The following is a 19,071-nucleotide window of genomic DNA, read 5'->3' on the forward strand; positions in this document are numbered from 1 at the left end:
TTACTGCGATAATGACTTAAGAATTCGGGTGGCCACCCCCACCGGAGTGATTCTTGCACGCGAACAAGACACCGAATCTGACGAGGGATGCAGGCGAGATGGGAACTAGATGTACGGGAAACTGTTTTCGCGTGGTGCCGGCTATTCACTCCTCAAACCCGGTACCGACGGTAAAGGAGGCCGGCGCGCAGGGCAGCTGGTTGTGCTGACACCACCGGCAGTGCTCACCCGAAGTGTACCGACTGAACGAGAACTCCGCAATATCGTTCATCGACGACGTCACGTCATCTCTGACTGCTTCCAGATCACCATCGCTGAACGTTCGGGATTCGACTTTCGGCCCGATGTCACCGACGTAGGCATATCCCGCGCGTGCAACAGGCTCATCGTACAGGTCACGGCACGCTAACAGGTAGATCGGGAGTTGCTTATCGTCCTCCAAGTCGCGGTGACGCTCGGTCGCCTTGTAGTCGATGACGACCAGTTCGTCGTCAGGCGTCCGGTAGACGGCGTCAATGTAGCCGACGAGTTCGTGCCCATCGATAGTGAGTTCGAACTCTCGCTCCGCGTCGATGATCTCGTAACTGGGGAGATCTAACTCGAAGTACCGGTCGATGCACTGTTTTGCCGCCGAGAGAGCGTCGTCAGCGCGGCGCTGACTGGCAAGTCGCTCGCAGATCTCGTACCACTCCTCACGACGTTTCACCCCTTGATTCGCGGCTTGCTCAGCGGTGTCGTGGAACAGCAATCCGATCTCACGTTGCGATACACCTCCCTTCGCATCGCTCGTGGCCGCGGTCTCCTGATAGTCGGGGAACGCGTTGACCACGTAGTCCAGATAATGACTCCGCGGGCATTCTTCATAGGCCGCCAGCGACGTGTAGCTGTGAGAGAGCGATGGCGACGGTGTCGACGGGCCAGTCAGCGACGCAACTTGGAGGATTTCCCGCTCGGCTCTCGGTGAGAGACTCCCATCGAGAGTGGCCGTTGCAAGGGTTAGCACGCGGTCGCGCGCAACCCCAACCGCGAGATCTTCCCCATCGTGCCTGACGGTACCGCCGATATTTCCGAGAGTCTCGCTGGCCAGCGTGTTCGTCCAGTCTACTGCGTCGTCCGGGAGACACTCTTGAACATCAGTCCAGAGCGGGAGCTGTCCTCGCTCTGGCTGCCATGGGATTCGAGATGGGAGAATCTCGCCGACCACTTCCGAAACCGAATCCTCGTCCGCAGCATCGTCGTCTTCCTCGCTGCCACCCTGCAGGACAAGGATGTCCTCGGCACGCGTGATTCCGACGTGGAACACGCGGCGTGTCTCACAGGCATCACGCTCGACGAAGTCCTGCGCGAACGCTGCTTCCGCGCCATCCGAGAGGCTGGTTTCGAGCGCGTCGTACGTACGTGAGCTCGGGGCCCATTCATCAGCCGTGACTTGTGGGATGAGGACGACCGGGAAGTCCAGGCCCTTGCTTTTGTGGATGGTCATCACGTTGACCGCGTCGTCGGCGACATCCGGCTGACTCGTGGGTGTGGTGCCACTCTCGTCGAACAGAGAGTCGTAGTGTTCGAGCGAGTCGATGAACTCCGGGGTAAGCGGCGGTTGGACGGCACTATCCCCATACTGTTCGATGACGTCCTCCAGTTGGGCGAGATCCCGGCGCTCTTGCTCGCTAAGATACCACTCGATGTTCGTGCGGTCCGTGAGTTCGCGGTACAGGTGACTGAGTGACGCTGAGTCGCGGAGTTCGAGTAGTTCCGTGGCGTGCTTGCGGACTTCTGCGACGCGGTCGGGCTCCTCGAACTCGTCGAGTGGCGTCTCCCGGAGTGTGTCCACGAGAGGCTCGTCGCCCGCGTTGAGCGTACGGAAGTCTGCGTCGCACAGACGGTACCGCATCAGGAGGACGCGGTTCCAGCTCACCTCGTCTTCCGGCCGTGCGAGCGCCTTCAGGTAGGCAGTGACGGTTCCGACGCCGACTGATTCCGTGGCCAAATCCCCAGCAACCTGATATGGGATGCCAGCGTCCTCGAATTCGTCGATGACAGGAGTCGCGTGGGCATGCTTCCGAACGAGTAACGCTATGTCGCCTGGATCGTACGTCTCATCGAGATTTTCTGCTGCACCGCTCAGTAAATTCTGTACGACGGTACGAAGTTGGGCTGCACCGTCCGAGTGGTCGTCTTCGTCCGGTAGTTCGACGGTAGCGACAGTGTCTCCGTCGTATGCGGGTTCGTCGACACGAGTGAGCGTCTTGTGCCGTTCACGGCGATCGAGTTTCTGAATCGCCTCGTTCGCTAGATCGAGGATCGGCTGTCGGGAGCGGAAGTTCTCCTCCAGCGGTTCGTCCGTGAGCGCTGCGAACGCGCGGTCGAGTTCGTCGGTAATGTTGGCGACGTTCGCTCCGCGCCATTCGTAGATTGCCTGATCGTCGTCCCCGACGACGAACAGATTATCGTCGGTAACGAGTGACGTTACGAGGTCGAATTGGAGGCGATCGGTGTCCTGGAACTCGTCACAGAACACGTAGTCCCACCGGTCAGTGATTTCCTCGCCAATCGGAGAGTTCATCAGCGCAGCTGTCTCGACTACCAGGCCGTCGAAGTCAAGGAGATTGCGCTCGTCCAGCTCTCGCTCGTACGCCGCATACCCAGCCGTCAGGTCACGGGCAGTGAGACAGTCGGAAACGAACGAGTCGAGGTGGTCCGTGAGTTCAAGATCCAGATCGTCCGGGATCCCTTTCGGAGCACCGCTTGCGTACCCTCCGAACAGGTACTTCGGGAGTTTGTACGCGTTGTCTGGCAGGTCACGCTCGCCATCCTCGTGGGCCTCGAACACGGTTTCAAGCGCATCACACAGATCGACGAGCCGGTCGAGGAAATCCCGAGCACTGGCTTCGATCCCGTCCGTTCCCAATGCGTCGCGTTCCGCGGCGAGCTCATCGCGCACATCGGGAAGTGAGTCCAGCACGCTCGACACGGACCGGCCGCCGAGATGATCGCTGGCAATCGTTTCGATGCGCTCCGGGAGATCGGCGAGATCGTAGACGCGGTCGGTGGGCCCGAGGAACGCGTCGATGTCGTCTGGAGAGATGCCGCTGCGCTTCATCGACCCGATAAAGCTGAGCAGCTTCGACGCGGCTCCGGACGCGTACCCGTCGCTGCCGTACACGTTGGGTTTGACCGACCGGTACTCGATGTCGTCCAGAACATCCAGCACAATAGCGTACTTCTCGGCGTCGGTGACGACCTCGAAATCCGGGTCGATCCCGGCTTCGTAGGCGTAGTCAGTGAGGATCTCGTTACAGATCGAGTGGTACGTGTACGCGTCGATGTCGTACCCTGCTGTCCCGAGTTTCGCGTTAAGCTTCTCCCGCATCGAGTCCGCCGCGTTGTTCGTGAACGTCAACGCGAGAATCCGGTCCGGCGAGACGTCTTCCTCGTCGATGAGGTGCTCGATCTTTCGCACCATCGTGAACGTCTTCCCCGTCCCTGCACCGGCGAGGACACGCATCGGGTACGCGTCGGAGTTGATAATCGACTTCTGTTGGGGCTCCGGTGAGATGTCTGCTTCCGGCACCGGGAACCAGGACGGGTACTCGGACTCGTCGCTCATCGTTGCACCTCCGTGGACAGTCGGTCAGCACACATTTCTCGATAGTCGCAGTCCGGGCACGCCTCCTCAGTAATAAGGTCGAGCGGTTCCGGCTCGTACGTCTCGCCCGTGATGCCGTCGTGGGCGGCACGGATGAGCGCCCAGATCGTATCATAGTGCTCCTCGTAGATTTCCGTGGTTTCCCGAGGCCAGCCACGCGCGGACACGTCGTATCCGCTCGGGGTGCTCTCGAACGACGTGCTGTTGAGGATCCCGTAAAAACTGAACCGAACCGCCATCCCGTCCTCGTAGAACGGTTCGTTCTTCACGCCTTCGACGTATGTCGCCGTCTGGAACGCGTTCCGGACCCGCTTCGGTTCGTGGGCCTCTCCGTCGAGATGGTCGCTAATGTACTCGGCCGTTCCCGACGAAAGAACTCCGTCCGTGTTTCGCTTGTAGTCGAAGATGTGCAGCCCGTCGTCAGTCCGGATGACGTTGTCAGCTTTCCCGTGGAGTTCTCGACCATCCACTTCGCACTCCACCCAACATTCCGTGGCGACCGAGTAGCGAGCGTGCTCGATCCCGTCGCCGCCGTCCGGATCGAAGAATGACGCGATGGCAGCGCGGTTCTCAGCTCGTTGGTACTCCTGATGCGCAGCGGATTCGTAGTCGTCCGGGGTACTGTGTTCGTCCCACTTCGCATCGAAGACCTGCATCGCCCGGTTGTGTATCGTCTCCGGGTCGTCATCGCGGTCAGTCGCATCACACACGTCCTCGATAGTCTCGTGGTAGATCGTTCCTTGGTTGAGATACAGTTCTGTACGGTCCGGCGCGTTCACGTCTTGCGTGTAGCGGTAGTCGTACAGCCGCGGGCACGTCGCGTAGTTCGCTAACCGCGACGGGGAGAGCGACGAACTCATCGCCGAACCTCCCCGTTAGCGAATTCGACACGTGCACGCAACGCTTCTCGGAGCTCGTCTCCTCGGGAGCCGCTCTGGTCGAGCAGGTCCTGAATCTCTCCGAGTTCCGCTTCGACCTCGTCAAGCGATACCGTCACGTCCTGACTGTTCGCGCGGCGCACCTCCGCGAGCGCGTCGTCAACCCGCGACAGCAAGTACTGCTCCGCCGCTTGCTCACTCGTAATGTGTGGCTCAGCGGCCTCGGTCACCCACGGAAGCTCCTCATACGCTGCTGTGAGGAACCGCGATGCCTGCGTACGCTCTTCGAGCGCCGTGTCTTCGTACTCGTAGAGACAACAGTAGAGCCGCTCTGTCGCCGCGCCAGCACCGACAGCCAACCGTCGCCGCGCGTGCTCCGTGTGGTACTGCGCGAACGGTCGGCCTGACGCTGTCGACGTCGTCGGGAACGTCGCATCCACATCCGCTCCATCCAGTTCCGTCACACCCGGATAGTCCGGCATCGACGCGACCCGCTCGCTCGGGAACAACCGTGTCAAGAACGGGTCACCTGGGTACTCACTGTCGACGAGATTTACGAGAAAGACCGCGCGAAAGGCCTCGTTCTTAATCGCTTGCAAGTGATCGACTCGGACGCCGCCGTCAAGGTCCGTCGCGCTAGTCTGATTCTGCTGCGGTGCGTATTCGTGGGCGCGTTCGAGCATCTCCTTGTAGGATTCCCACGTCGCATCTACGAACGCGGTCTCTTCGAGGAACTCGGCCATGCGGAACGCCCGTCGGACGTTCCCGAACTGCGCCCGTGCATCCAACGGGGCCGCCCGCTCTGCGATCCGCTCTTTTAACCCGGAGTCCGTTGCCCACCAGCGAATCGCGTCTTCGAGGCTCTCTGCCTCGCTGACACGGTCTAAGCGGTCCGTATCGAGCTCCGGGCTGTGGTTGGGTACATCACCTTCATCGTCAGCGAGATGCCGAACGGCCGCGAGGAGTTCCCGAATCGCGGGGTCGTCACCGAACCCGGTGACGGTTGTCGATTCCGTTGGAATCCCGGTGCCTTCGAGCGCTTCGATAATGTCTGTAACAGCGCTCCCGCTTTGCTTCGTGGCGACAGCGATGTCGTCGTACCCCCAGTCCGGCTGCGCGACGAGTGCTTCAATCTCGTTCGCAATCTCAGCGAGTTGTTCGTCACTGGAGTCTGTAGCGAGGACGGACACCGACCCGGATTCTGGATCTTCCGGGACCGTTTCGTCGGCGAAATAGGCTGCCGTCGCGGCTGGTCGCGTCGACGGCGTCCCCGATGCCCCACGTCGGGATTCACTGAACGAGACGTAGTCCGTGACTGGCCCGGTCTCGACCCAGGTGCGGCGCACACTCGCGTGCTCTTCAGCGACACAGACGAGCTCGCAGTCTCCCGCAAGCGCGTCGAGGTACGCGCGATCAAGCGGGAAGAACTCCTCAAACTCGACTGCGAGCACCGCGTCGAAATCAACGACCTCGTCGCGGGCATCCCCGGTGAGGACATCGAGCGCTTCCGAGATGAGTTGCCCGCGCTCCATGTGCCCGTGCTCGGCGAGCCACTCGTGGAACGCGTCAAGCGCAGTCGTGATGTCTCGGAGTTCCGGAGTATCGTCGGGCCTGACTGTCTGCCAGGAGATCGTGCCCATCACGGCATCCACGTCCTCGATGAACGACGGCTGTGCAGACGCCCGTTGGAGGTACTCCGTGTCCCACTCGTAGTCTTCGAGGAACCGGTACAGGAGTTCCCGTCGTAGGGCGTCGGAGAGAATGACGCGGTCATCGGTCTGGTTGAGGACATCGGTCGCGTGCACCACTGACGACGTCACGTACGGCGTCGCCGCGCCCGGCAGTTCCTCACCTAACGCTTCACGGAACGTGTCTGCGCTCGTCGGCGCACCGGTGATGACGAGCACATCCTCAGAATCGTGCTCGTCGAGAAGCATTCGGTATTCGTTTCGCGCTGTCCGTTCGACGTTTTCGCCCCCGAACGGTACCGTGACTAACGTCTCGTCGAACTGCCGGTGAGATGAGTGATCAGACATGTCTATTACCCTCGGACGAGCCGCGTGACCCGAGACAGCACACCGGTGTCGTCAGCGGCTGTCTCGGTATCGCGTCGTGCATCTTCAATCACACTGGGCTCATCAATCCAATTCTGGAACCTGGTTGCGCTTTCAAACTGGACCGCCGGCCCGTAAATACCCGCCCGGATATGGGCTGGCGTTGCCTTCTGGAACTCCCAGCATTGCTGCTGGTCCAGATGTGCCGAGAAATCAGCGACGATCCGTCCATCGTCCTTGAAATCCAGTTCACATAGCCCGTCGGACAGCGCACTGATCCACTTCCGACGTCCCGGATCGTGCTCCTGCTCGGCGGGTGTCTCCAGCGGCACGTACTCTGGCGGTTCCTTCTCGGCATACGCGTACAGCTCCGCGAATACGTCCCGAGCATCCGCGAGCCGATCCGACTGGTCTGGAAGCGAGATATCCCGCTGCAAGAACAGGTGGGCGAACCACGGGAACAGGTTACAACTGTCTGCCTGCCCCGCGATCTGCGCGGCGGCTTCGCGTTCGTCCTTCTTCAGTTCGGAGAAGTTGACGTTGAAATCCAGCGTCTTCATGCGAGTACGCAATTCGGACTTGGGTTTCGTCGAATCGTTCGAGGAGAAGATGAATGTCGGCATCTGGATGGTGCCGTCCCACTTACCTTCCCAGTATGACTTAATGATGTCCCGGTCTATCTTCGACTTCGCTACGTCGTCTACAATATACGGGAAAACGGTGTCTGACGCCCGAGCACGCTCGATATTGTTCTTAACGAAGTCACCACCGGTTGTGACTTCCTGTACGTATCCATTCGAGATGAGTCGCGCCCCGAACCGCAGGAACATACCTTTCCCGCTGTCGTTGTCACCGTGGAGGAATAGGAACGGCAGGTCCTTGTCCAGCTCTGCGGACTCGTATTCGGCGTAGTGATGGGCGCAGTAGTTAGCGAACGGAGCCCAGCAGAAGTAGATAATTCCCTCGTAGAAATGTGCCCGCGTCTCCTTCGTCGTTCGCGTGTCCCCGAACTCGCCGACAGTTTCAACGTAGTCTTGAATCAGGTCGAGTGCGTCAGCGACTTCCTGCGGATCGTCCGGCAGTGGTGCTGTTAGTTCAAGGATGGAGTCGTCAATCCGCAATCCGACATTTTTCTCGTCTCTATCGACGTTGAGGTCAGGATACCCTGTGAAGGTCTCTTTGTACCGCGCGATACCGGCTGGCGTCGCCACGATTTCACCGTCGTTGATCCGGATGTTATTGGCAGATAGCGTGTCGTCCAGATTCGAGATAGCGTCTTCGAGGCCCTGCGGGGAGAGACGGACACGCTTGTCCGGGCTAATCTCGGTCGGATCGGTGTCCGTATCTTCAGCGGCGAACACCGCTTTCTCTGCTTCTTCGGCGTCGGTGACGACGTTGTACGTGTTGACTTGGTCGTCGTCAACTGCTTCGTCGAGCCGTGCGTTCAGCTCGGCGACCGGGTCATCACTGAACTCGTCGCCGCCCAGCCAGATATCGTAGATTTTTGCCTCTTCCTCTGCCGTTTCAGCGTCCTCGATCTCTTCAGTGAGGTCCTCCATGAACGGCGTCGCGTAGTCCTTGTGGAACGCATAGAGCCGTTCGAACCACTCGTCGACGGGCGTGTCTCCATCGGTACGCCACGCGATGTTGACGTTGGTTTGTTTGCTCCCCTGCCAGGCCTGCTTGGAGAGATTCGCAGACCCACAGATGAGTGTACGTGACCCGTCCTGGTTCTCGACGATGTAGAGTTTCGTGTGAAGCAGAACGCGTGCGGAATCGACGGTGTGGATGAGCAGATCACCGTCTTGGCGCAGCGATTCCAGTTGCGCGGCGATTTTCTTCGCGTTGTTCGTGTTTTTCAGCGACCGCCGGTAATCGTCGTGCTGGTTGTCCCCGACGATGACCTCCAGCGAGTCCACTGCGAGATCCTGGTTCTGAAACATCTTGTAGATGAACGCGGGGGACTGACTGTACGTGACGCAGTAAACGTGCTGGGCATCACCGAAGTAGTTCAGGAAGCTATCCCATGATTTGTCGGCAGCCATCTCTAAGTCGGCGGTGCTACCGTCATCGAACTCGACTGTTGCTTCGAATTCTGTCTTGGTCATGCGAGGATCACCGGTGTGTTGACGGGTGCGTGAGTGGTTGCGCGGGGCTGTGCTGGTGCATGGTCAGATATACGGGACACCGCGGATGACGCTCCCCTTGGTGAGGTAGCCCTTCATGGCGAAGTCGGCGCACTTGTCGGCGTAGTACGTGGTGATGGGGAGCCGGGTGGACCGGCTCAGCGAACCGACGTGTGCTTCCGACAGCCAGTAGGTTTGCTCCGCGAGCGTGTCGAGATCTGTCGACCCGTGGCGTTTCACGATCTGCAACGGCCGCGGCGTGCCGGGGCTGCCCTCCTTCCCGCCGGTTGTGGTCAGGTAGGAGTGCTCGCCGTTGTGGACGTGGAAGGCGATGCCTTTGTCTGCGATATCGAACCGTGAATTCGATTCATCGTACGCTGCGATTCGGGGGTTCCCGGATTTCCGGACCTCGACGAGGGCGAACCGTTTGATGAGATCGCGGGCTTTGTCGAGACGGTTGATGAGGTTCTCGACGTCCAGGTAGAACTTCCCGTCACGATGAATCACGACGTGCCGCGGAGGCCGGCCTTCCTCTTCGGCGAAGATTTCGAGGACGTGTTTGATGACGTTCGCCACGTCGTCCTCACCGAACGTCTCACCAGCCTGCTTCGTGACCGCCTCTGACGCGAGGATCGTTCCGTCAGCCATGATGACGTTCGCGGCCGCACCGAGGTGTTGCTTGGTCGCGTGGTCGTACGTCACGTCAAGCCCGACGAACGCGTCAACGTCCCCAGGGACGTCGTCGATACGCCACGGCACACCGCCCGCTTTCCCGATAAGCGACGAGCAGATGTTCCCACGGTAGTTGTCGTTACCGAGATTGTCGACGGAGATCATCTGACTCGGCACCCCGAGTTGTCCGAGCCGCCGCTTGAACTCGGGATACGGGTCGTCGTAGTCCGCCGCTGCGGCCTCGTCTGCATCCGGGACGACGATCAGCGCCGCATCGTAGTCACTCGCTTTCTGCGCGTGTTGGGAGTAGTGGAATTCCGAGCCGAGTTCGTAGGTCTCCTGATCGAACGCCGTTGGACCCGCATCGTAGTCTGCGAGCTTGTTGAGCAGCGTGAGCACGTACGGCCGTGCGTCGCTCTCCTCATCTTCTGGGTACAGCGCGATGATGTCGAACGACTCAGGAGCCTTGTACACGCCGTACTCCTTCCGCTCCAGCCCGCCAGCCCCGTAGTACCCCGTATTTCCACCTCCGAACCGCAGGTTCGGGGTGTTCGGTGTCTTGTGCTCCCGGTACCCGGCGTTCGTGGGCTGTGGGACGGGGTCAAAGCTGAAGTACGGCGTCGGACCGAGCAAATCCACGAACGACGTGACGACGTTGAACCGTTCTTCGGGCTTCATCCGGCTCTCGTTGTGAATGACATCCAAGAACGTGTCATCGACACGGCCCAACTGCTCGAACGTCGGGATGACCTTACAGTACTCCAAGAGCTGCGGGAAGATCGAATCATCACCGCTCCCGTACTGCAGATCAGCGATGATCGGGTCACCAGCCCGCATCGAGTCGATGACGTCCTGCTCGACGTGCTTCTCGTGGTACTCCGACATCGGGACGCCCGGCCCATCCAGCACATCATCGTAGTCCATATCGATGACCTCCTTGACCGTTGCCGTGCGAGCACTGTCGTACAGGTCAGTGTCGTGCTCGACGGTCACCTCGGCGATGTCGTGTCCACGCTCAACCCACTCGGCAGCGGAGAACGTCGATTCCAAGTGGTACGCGACGTTCACGCCACAAATCACGGTCCCGTCAGCATCAACACGAATCCGGCACTTATACTTCCGATATGCTTCGAACAACCCGCTGTTCGCGGTTCGCTGCGGGGTGGGCTCGATGATCGAATCGATTCCCGACACCTCGAAGCGACCAGCAACAGCACGCTTCACGTCCTGCTTGACGAACTCTTGGAGCGGTCCGTCGTCTGTGTACGAGCGCGCCTCCAGGGTCGTCTCACCTTGGTGGATGGGTTCGATGGTGTACCCGTGGATCGAGATCGTGCTGTGGATCTTTTCGGTCGCGTAGATACGCCGCCGGGACGCATCAGCTGTCGTGACTGGACTGTTACTCCGGGACTGGTAGTAGTTCGCTGCTTTCGCCGTGAACCCCTCGATCCCGTTCGTGAAGTCATCCGGGTTGAGCCCGCCGCTTCCGGTTGCGCGGAGTTCATATTCGTGGACGGTGAGTTCCGGCAGGTCCCCGAGGTCGAACTGCAGCAGGTAGTTCCCCTCCGACAACGGCTGTTGGTGTAACAGTTCACCGCCACCATCTGCCGTCGGCCGTGGCTCGTTCGTCACTTCACTCCCCCGCACGAACTCCGACTCATCGCTTGAATCTGCCTCCGATGAAGATTCGCCAGCGTCCGCAGCCGATGTATTCTCCGCCCCGCCGCTCTCGGCTTCGGCAGGTGGCTCGTCGAGCGGCGTGACGATCAGGTCATACCCCGGGTTGAGTTGCATCTCGCCGCGGTATTCGTTCCCGACCACGTTCTCCAGCACGTACCAGCGTCCGACCTCCCACTCGAAATCCGCGATCTCGTTATTGTGGAACACGGTCAGTTCCACTGGCGTTCCTTCGACGTCCACCAACTGAATTTTCCGAGCGATGGCGTCGTGGTCCCACTCGTCAGTCCCTGTGACGCGCAGTGAGATATCGATCTGTTCCCCATCCTCGATGTCGTCCTTCACTGCCATCTGTACCGACCAACGGACTCCCAGAATAAATAGATTTCCACTAGACGAATCTGAAACACGAAAACTGAGTTTTAGGCGAAACACAACAACACAACTGCCCTACAAACGATTTGGAGGACGCTGCGGGGATAGCACCGGACAACGACGAGGTCGAGAATCTGCCTCACAAACTCAGCGAACAGAGGTTTTATGATAGAATTGAAAATAGGTACATCAGGATGCGTGAATATTTGTACTAGCGCAGAATAATCTGCCCTATGCTCGGGACAGGGACCGCAGAAGAATTCATCGACGACGCCGAACATCATAACCAGTGGTGGAGTAACGGCACTTCCCCGGAACTATCGCAGGCCGCAGACCTCACCCCACGCTCTGATTTCCACCGCGTCCTCAAGGGAACAAACACCCACTACACTGACGGTGTCGAGAGTCTCGTCTACGCAATTCACGGCCAAACCGGCATCGGGAAAACCACGCTTCTCCACCAACTCATCGCAGCTCTCCTCGACACAACAGACTTCCCACACCAAAACCAAGACCTCGAACTCACCTCCGCACTCTCCCCCAGACAAATCCTCTATCTCCCCTTAGAAGACTCTCTGTATCAGCTGGAACGCCCAGGCGACGACATCAAACGCCTCAACCAGGTCATCGACTACTTCCAGACCCACGTCGCACCCCGTCAAGGACAAAAATTCATTCTCCTCGACGACGTCCAAGCCCTTGACCTCGACGAGAACCGCAAAGCAGAGCTACTCGACCTGATCGACGACAATACGTACGTATTCCTAACCGGCAACGTCCGCGCGCAGGTCAACCTCTCTACCGTCGAAACCGCCGACACCATCGATGAATTCGAAGGCCCATGGCCCATCCTCCCGATGAAATTCATCGACACCGTCCAAACCGGCGAAGGCCTAGGCGTCACATTCACTGAAGAATTCCGAACCCAACTCGAACAATACCAATCACCCGACTTAGACGGCCCATCACCGATCAAAACAATTCGAACCGGACTTTCCGGAACTAATTCGGAAACCAGTCTCGACACAGCTGTTGAGACACTCTCAGAACTCTGCTTCGACATCTTCGACGCGGACGACCGAAACAACCTCCACGACGCCGCGCGCACATACCTCCGAACAGGCGGCACCCTCCACCAAACAGACGACCCGTCAATCCGGAACGACCTCTCAAAATCCCACTTCCTCCTCTTCCTCTACAAAGAACTCGCCAAGCACCGATCCATCCAACAACCCGGAAACCTCCACCGACTCAGTTCCATCGCCGCCACCAACGCCGGTGAAGAACTCCAGTACACCGATCTCAGCGACCAAATCGGCGTCGACAGGCGAACCGTCGACAACTACCTCGACGTACTCGACGAAGGCATCGCCGTCACCGAATCCCACGACTACACCCTGCGACGCTACCGCCGCACCCGCTTGTACCTCCGCAACCCACGCCACCTCGTCCTCCTCTCCCAACGCCAGGAACACCACGGCTTCGAAGCGTACGAACAACAAGACACACTCAACCACGAATTCGAATACAAACTCGCCCGCACCGTCGCCTTCGACCACGCCAAACGCCTCGCCTTCAACGTCGGAGCATACGACGTCGAATACACCGAAACCGAATCCGGCCTCGTTGACTACATCCTCCACCGCAACGGACACGTCCTCCCCTTCATCCTCTCCTACCACCCACACACTGGCAACGCCGAAACAATCGCCGAAGAATTCACCCCCGAATCAGGCCAGCACACCGAATCCGACAGTGAAGAACTCCAAGAGTTCGACTACCAAGCACCGTACCGGTTCGTCATCACCGACAGCTTGCCAAAGGAAGCCAAAGAAGACGAATCCCTGATCATCGAGAAAGACGAGACCAGTATCTGCTATCTCCCGTTCTGGTTGTTCTTACTGATCTGCTGAGAAAGCCTCTGCCGTCTATGTCGACGGCCTATTCCGTATGCGAGTCGTGCTCCAAAGCCCTCTTAGAGGGTGTATTCGTTCCAGCATCGCAGTTTGTCGGCAAAGCGCCTATACCTCCACGTTGAGTTGTCCGGGGATGATGGAATGACTGAGACAGATGACTTGCGGCGGGAGTTGAAGACGTTCACACGCCGATGGGAGCAACTCACTGCGGTTCCCGAGACACCTCGGTCACTGATGGATGTGATCGAGTACTCGTTAGGAACACAACGGAAGGCCGAGGTGTACATCAACCGGCTCTTCGCATATTTCCTCAACCCAGAGCAGCCACACCGGATGAACTCGGAATTTCTCCGCGTATTTCTCAATGGCCTACCCGACACGTGTGGGTTCGAGGAGGATATCCACGATCTCTCAGACGTCGTTGTCGACGATCAAGTACGGCTCACTGAGCAGGCCGACGGAGAAACAGTATCGTCAGGATTCGTCGACCTGGCAATTCAAGTACCGAACGAATGGTTCCTTCTGGTTGAACTCAAATTCTCTGCTGAGGACACGCAAACGGAGTTCTATCGACAGGACGTCACGCACATCGACGGTGTTCCGAAGGACGACTACGAGTCTGGCGCGTACTATCTCTATCTACATCAAGGGGACCGACCAGACGCGAACGATCCAGAATTCAGTAACTGGACGTGGACAGCCTTCGTCGAAACCGTCCTGACCGACTTTATTGTCGATAACGCACCCCGGTACCCACAACGAACAGTCGTACAGCTTCACGAATTCGCTGACGATATTCGATCCATCACAGGTATGTCAGACCCCACCGACAACGTTGACGAGAAGATCGAACTGTATCTCGACCACTACGAGGCCATCGCTGACGTAACGGCCACATTCGAGAACCAGTGGGAGACGTTCTCTCATAACTGGCCCTCTCGCCTTTCTGACCGCCTCGTAACCGCCGATCAAGGATCGATCCGCTCGGAGAGCGACTACCACGTATTATTCGAGTGTTCGAACGACGCTGTCGGGGACTGGTGGTTCCGCTCAACGAGTTCCGATTGGGGGATGATCTTCAAACACGGCTGGTGGCGACACACCGATGACCTCTCAGACGTGCTCCACGAGCGACCCGACAATCGGAACGATGCCAGAATCGGATTCCACCACCGCCTCGAAAACGACCGTGAGCAAGCCCTCCGAGACAACACGCTCACACTGTATTTCCGAAACATGGGGGCTAATGATCAACCGTTCATCGATGCTGTTTCTGACCACTTCGATGCGCAAGCCGATGCTATCGAGGCCACGCTGCCGGATACTGCCAGTCTCACCGGAAACAAACGCAATATGATCTCAGCAGAGTACGATATCACCCCCGACAAGTATGATGACTTTTTCGCGGCCTATATCGCGGCCCTCGAAGAAGGATTCACTGACCTCGTCGTTAACAACCCCAAACTAATCGCTATCCTCGACGACATCTACACTGACGCCGTCGCGGAGGTCTACGACACCCAGATCACAATGAACCCCCAACAAAACTGAGTTCGAAGCTCGTGTCATGCAGGCTTACAACACCGCTCCTGGTGATTCCGGATACTGAATGATTTTCACGTCTTCGTCGCGGTTAGCGGGTGTTTCGCGCGCTAACTCGTCGACGAACAGCAGCCCCTTGACATCGACTGACTCCAGTAGATCTTCTGCGGACTCAACGTACTCGTCAGTCCCCGACTGTTTGACAAACGCCATGTACTCCAGTAGTTCCCGGAGCCCAGTTGCGACATAGTCGGTATTCTGCGTGTACTTCACTTCACCAAGGAACACTTGTTCAAGTTCCGTCCCACCAGCCTCTGTCTCTCGGTATCTCTCTAAAACGATATCAGGACGGCCGCCCCACAGTGAATCACTGCCGCCACGCCCAAGCAGATCCTCAGAGATCGTTTGCCACCGGGAGAGCACCTCGTTCATACGGTACAAGTACCCGTCAGGCTCGATATCTTCAGAGCCAATTGATTCACTGAAGGACAGCCTTTCACCGGTCGCATCGTGAGACAAGACGAATCGTGACCCGTCCTGTTCCCACGTAGCGATCGTCGACGGACTATCTCGACTGTCAGTCAACACCCGATACTCCACGCCCTCGTACGAATCAAGTACGCGGAACACCCAGTACAGTTCGAACAGCGTGTCCGTGTTCGCTGGCGCAATGAGTGTGTGATTCAAGATATCGCGCGCTTCGGTACTGTCCAACTCGTGGTTCATCAACTGCCGATACCGATCCAGCAAGACCGCTGCATCCTGATAGAACTGCGAACGCGAGCGCTTGACTGACTCGATGGTCCTGTCTGTGATATCAGTATCAGCGACGTTGATCCGCTGCAGGTAGATGTTCTGCTCGTAAATCCGGTCAAGCATCTCCGCTGCTGACTCTACACCCCGACCACTTCCACCTGTGTGCGGCATCACCCATTCGTTCAGCCAGTCATACCCCTCCGGGTTGTCCAGCGCGTACGCAAGGTCATCCGTAACGATCTCGTGAATAATCGTCAGTAACCGTTTCAGCACGAGATTCTCGTCGATGTTATAGTGCTCTTCAGGCTGCATACACACAAACAGCGGCTCATCCAGCCGACCAGCGCGCGCCCGTGTCTTCACCGTTCCCTGCCAGTCGATCTGTCCGCGGATCTCACCACGGTACTGGAACGACTCCGGAGCGGTTGTCGTCTTCATCTGCCGAATCCGATCCTCCAATTGCCGCATAAAATCCAGGACACCGACTTCCGAGCTGTCGTCTTCAGCATCGGTCAAGACGAAGTGAATCCGAAGCAGCGTTTCGATGTCGTCAATATCCAGATCCGCGTGCGCCGACCCGATGACTCGATCGAATCGAACGCCTTTCCGGAGATACGTCTGAAAATCGTCGGCAATCTCTCCCAACAACGCCTCTTCAGTCGTCTTCGCCATCTTCAGTTACTCTCCCCCACCCGGCTGCAGGTCAATCTGGAAGAAATCACGCGCGACTGTCCACAACTCACCAGTCTCGTCGTCAACAATCTCGTCAAGCGCCCCGATCAGCTGCTCTAACTCGTTTCGCCGCAGCCCCTCCAACTGCGGAAACACGTACATAATGATCGGCGAAACATAATCCGCGGTATCCGTTGAGGAAGCAGCTGCAACGTGTTCATAAATGTCTTCAACGATAGCTGGCCCGATGGCTCGCTGTTCATTAACCGCTCGCCAAATACGCCCGACCGTCTCGTAGTGCTGGTCTGCTTCCGGCACGCCACCGTTTGCCGCCCAGACTGCGACATAGTCCGCGACAAGTGATTCGAGTGCAGAATCATCACCATCCTCACGGGCAGGCAAATCAGGAATCCCGACCGGGACGAACGCCCAGCGCCGCATAAACGCGTAACTCATCTCGTACAGCGACGTCTTATCGAGCGTGTTCATCGTCGCCAGCATCCGCCAGTCCTCAGGGATGAAAAACCGGTTCTGCCCAATCTCCTCGTGGCTGCGGGACGCGTCGAGGATCTCAATCGGATCCCCGTCAGCGTCATCGAACGGTAACGTGACGCTCTCTCCCGTCAACGCCGAGAACAACGACCCGAACGCCTTATCGATATCTGCCCGGTTGAGTTCGTCGATGACCAACCACTCATTCGCTGGTGTCCCGTCGCCATCTGCCTGGAACCGGTCCAACACAACACCCGGCTCGAATTCCAGCGTATTCTGCGTGGTCGTTTGATACCCGCCGACCGTGTCGAACGTCGACCAATCAGCCGACGCTGTCACGAGCTCGTATGTATCTTCCCCGACTGTCGCCTCACACACCTGACGTGCCAGCTTTGTCTTCCCCGTTCCCGGCGGGCCAAACAACAAAACGTGATTCCCGTTTGCCAACGCTTGCTCCACCCGTGACTGAATTCGATCCCATTCCTCCTCCGGGAAATGCAAGTGCTCCTGCTCAACCGCAATCTCCGAATCCGGGACCGAAAGCTCCGAAGCGAAGTCATCAAACCGCGTCATCTCGCATAACTCCAGAATCCGCTCGTACTCACCCTCTGTGAGTTGCGTGATGACGAAGCTGTTGTCAGATTCAACGAGTCGGCTGCCATCTAACTCCGCGTCTGACTTCACATCCCGCCAACTTGCTCCATCTAATGACTCCTCCCATTGGAGCGTGATGCCTTCCACGGGTTCCGAATAACCTGACGTGGAAGCCTCCTCGTGTAATCCACGCACAACATGCGCTCGCCCGACAACCTCCTTCACCGGCGCAATCTGATATATTAATACCTGATCCCCTGGCATCGCCTCCTGATACGCCTCCAGATTCCGTCGCGTTTCACCGGCTGAATTTGTCACCTGGTAAAACGACTCACCGCCCTCTTGATGCCAGTCAGTGGCCTCAGCATTCACCCAGAAGTACTGCGTTTCCCCTTCCGGCTCCGGTGGTTCTATTGCTGCTGCGTCCAAAAGATATGCACCAGCTTCCGGTGTGAGGTGGCAAAGATACGCCTGCAGCACCTTCCCAGCGTCGTTCAATGGGTACCTAGTTTTCTCCTGCCGGACCTCCGGATCAAGCAGCCCGTCCCGAATTTCGTCTAGCGGCACTGGATCACTTAACCGCTCTGTCGACAGATCGACGAAGAAGTGCTGTTCACCGTCGAATTCATCCTGATACGCTTCCGCCTCAACGACTGAACACGCACGGATCTCCTGATTCGCGTAATGGAAAACGACATCCCCCGGATCCAAAACTGTAAGATCGCGTTGCCACTTCGTATCCGTTGACCGAAGATACTCCCCGTCTAATTCTTCATCGTGCGTTTGATTTACCCAATAAAAATCGATGTCGTCCTCAACGTCAGGTAATGCATCGGGTTCGACTGCGTCAGGAGCGAGAAGATCGCTCCAACTCCAAATCATCGTTTGGACGTGTAGCATCGACGGGTCCTCCACCCGCCCTTCAAGCCGCGTTAACAGTTGCGCACACGCCTCGTTTAATTCCTGATACTGACGCGCATCGAACCCTTGATTCACCTTGTAGTCCGCGAACTCACCGAAGAAATCCCGCATCTGCGTCCACTTGTAGTGAACATACTGATCCGGATGGACAAACATCAGAAGACACCCACCGAGTCCAAGCAGCGAACCAGGCGCACTCCCAGCTTCCACATCCGCGTAAAACTCCCGAAACCGGTCTAATCGCTCTACGAGATCTTCAGTCGGATCAAAGAAAAACGAAAGCGTATCTGCAGTTGCTTCGGCGTCCGTTTCAGAAACCTCTTTGAACTCATGCCACGCTACACCGCCATTCTGCCCACCACCTAACATATACGCCGGAATTTTCGTGTCGATACTCACCTGCTCATCAAGCACTTCAAGCAGCACCGGAACATCACTCGGCGATAACTCCGTCACCTCCGTGTCCGCTAAGAATTCTGCTTCCAAATGCCGCTGATAATCCCATTTCCACGTTTCCCACCCAACAGGCGACGCCGCACCTTCCTCATACCCACCAGCATCCCACACCTCAACAAACCGATCAACAATATCATCGATTCCGTTAAACACAATCTCAGAAGACGATTCACTCATTCACCAATACTGTCTCATCTACTCGCTTAAACGTACTCCAACGAATATGCCACATACACCGAAACAGTAGTTTCCCGACTTTGACCCAGCTCCCTGTGAGTGAAAACAGACCGTTCC

At 57.8% G+C, this 19,071-nt stretch carries 9 protein-coding genes; 2 read left to right on the forward strand and 7 right to left on the reverse strand.

Going from position 1 to position 19,071, the window contains the following annotated elements:
- Window positions 1-145 precede the first annotated feature (145 nt).
- The 5 genes from ACFQL3_RS02225 to ACFQL3_RS02245 form a co-directional block, all read right to left on the reverse strand.
- Window positions 146-3,607 carry an ATP-dependent helicase gene (locus ACFQL3_RS02225; RefSeq protein WP_377050989.1) on the reverse strand — a complete coding sequence of 1,154 codons (3,462 nt, stop codon included), beginning with the start codon at window positions 3,605-3,607 and terminating at the stop codon, window positions 146-148.
- Window positions 3,604-4,506: a RecB family exonuclease gene (locus tag ACFQL3_RS02230; RefSeq protein ID WP_377050991.1), complete on the reverse strand. Its 903-nt coding sequence runs from the start codon at window positions 4,504-4,506 to the stop codon at window positions 3,604-3,606. Before ACFQL3_RS02230 ends, ACFQL3_RS02225 begins: the two co-directional genes overlap by 4 nt.
- Window positions 4,503-6,560 (reverse strand): DNA helicase UvrD, encoded by a 2,058-nt coding sequence (locus ACFQL3_RS02235; protein WP_377050993.1) that lies wholly within the window; start codon window positions 6,558-6,560, stop codon window positions 4,503-4,505. Before ACFQL3_RS02235 ends, ACFQL3_RS02230 begins: the two co-directional genes overlap by 4 nt.
- A 5-nt stretch (window positions 6,561-6,565) precedes the next feature.
- Window positions 6,566-8,686 carry a phospholipase D-like domain-containing protein gene (locus tag ACFQL3_RS02240; protein ID WP_377050995.1) on the reverse strand — a complete coding sequence of 707 codons (2,121 nt, stop codon included), beginning with the start codon at window positions 8,684-8,686 and terminating at the stop codon, window positions 6,566-6,568.
- Window positions 8,687-8,749: 63 nt separating this feature from the next.
- Window positions 8,750-11,404 carry a Piwi domain-containing protein gene (locus ACFQL3_RS02245; RefSeq protein ID WP_377050997.1) on the reverse strand — a complete coding sequence of 885 codons (2,655 nt, stop codon included), beginning with the start codon at window positions 11,402-11,404 and terminating at the stop codon, window positions 8,750-8,752.
- A 257-nt stretch (window positions 11,405-11,661) separates the two neighbouring features.
- Here ACFQL3_RS02245 and ACFQL3_RS02250 point away from each other — a divergent pair, with 257 nt between their 5' ends.
- Complete coding sequence (locus ACFQL3_RS02250; RefSeq protein WP_377050999.1) at window positions 11,662-13,341, forward strand: AAA family ATPase; 1,680 nt, start codon at window positions 11,662-11,664, stop codon at window positions 13,339-13,341.
- Window positions 13,342-13,485: 144 nt separating this feature from the next.
- Window positions 13,486-14,895 (forward strand): PD-(D/E)XK nuclease family protein, encoded by a 1,410-nt coding sequence (locus ACFQL3_RS02255; RefSeq protein ID WP_377051001.1) that lies wholly within the window; start codon window positions 13,486-13,488, stop codon window positions 14,893-14,895.
- 24 nt (window positions 14,896-14,919) lie between these two features.
- On the opposite strand, the gene ACFQL3_RS02260 is transcribed toward ACFQL3_RS02255, so the two are convergent.
- Complete coding sequence (locus ACFQL3_RS02260; protein ID WP_377051003.1) at window positions 14,920-16,314, reverse strand: hypothetical protein; 1,395 nt, start codon at window positions 16,312-16,314, stop codon at window positions 14,920-14,922.
- Between the two features lie 6 nt (window positions 16,315-16,320).
- Window positions 16,321-18,954, reverse strand: a complete 2,634-nt coding sequence (locus ACFQL3_RS02265) for an AAA family ATPase (RefSeq protein WP_377051005.1) — start codon at window positions 18,952-18,954, stop codon at window positions 16,321-16,323.
- Window positions 18,955-19,071 lie beyond the last annotated feature (117 nt).

It is taken from the genome of Natronoarchaeum sp. GCM10025321, from assembly GCF_042663585.1.
Lineage (GTDB): Archaea > Halobacteriota > Halobacteria > Halobacteriales > Natronoarchaeaceae > Natranaeroarchaeum.

Excerpts from the sequence above, each read along its gene's own strand:
- ACFQL3_RS02255 (WP_377051001.1), top strand. The coding sequence starts at position 13,486 with ATGACTGAGACAGATGACTTGCGGCGGGAGTTGAAGACGTTCACACGC.
- ACFQL3_RS02245 (WP_377050997.1), bottom strand. The coding sequence starts at position 11,404 with ATGGCAGTGAAGGACGACATCGAGGATGGGGAACAGATCGATATCTCA.
- ACFQL3_RS02235 (WP_377050993.1), bottom strand. The coding sequence starts at position 6,560 with ATGTCTGATCACTCATCTCACCGGCAGTTCGACGAGACGTTAGTCACG.
- ACFQL3_RS02225 (WP_377050989.1), bottom strand. The coding sequence starts at position 3,607 with ATGAGCGACGAGTCCGAGTACCCGTCCTGGTTCCCGGTGCCGGAAGCA.
- ACFQL3_RS02230 (WP_377050991.1), bottom strand. The coding sequence starts at position 4,506 with ATGAGTTCGTCGCTCTCCCCGTCGCGGTTAGCGAACTACGCGACGTGC.
- ACFQL3_RS02240 (WP_377050995.1), bottom strand. The coding sequence starts at position 8,686 with ATGACCAAGACAGAATTCGAAGCAACAGTCGAGTTCGATGACGGTAGC.
- ACFQL3_RS02265 (WP_377051005.1), bottom strand. The coding sequence starts at position 18,954 with ATGAGTGAATCGTCTTCTGAGATTGTGTTTAACGGAATCGATGATATT.
- ACFQL3_RS02250 (WP_377050999.1), top strand. The coding sequence starts at position 11,662 with ATGCTCGGGACAGGGACCGCAGAAGAATTCATCGACGACGCCGAACAT.
- ACFQL3_RS02260 (WP_377051003.1), bottom strand. The coding sequence starts at position 16,314 with ATGGCGAAGACGACTGAAGAGGCGTTGTTGGGAGAGATTGCCGACGAT.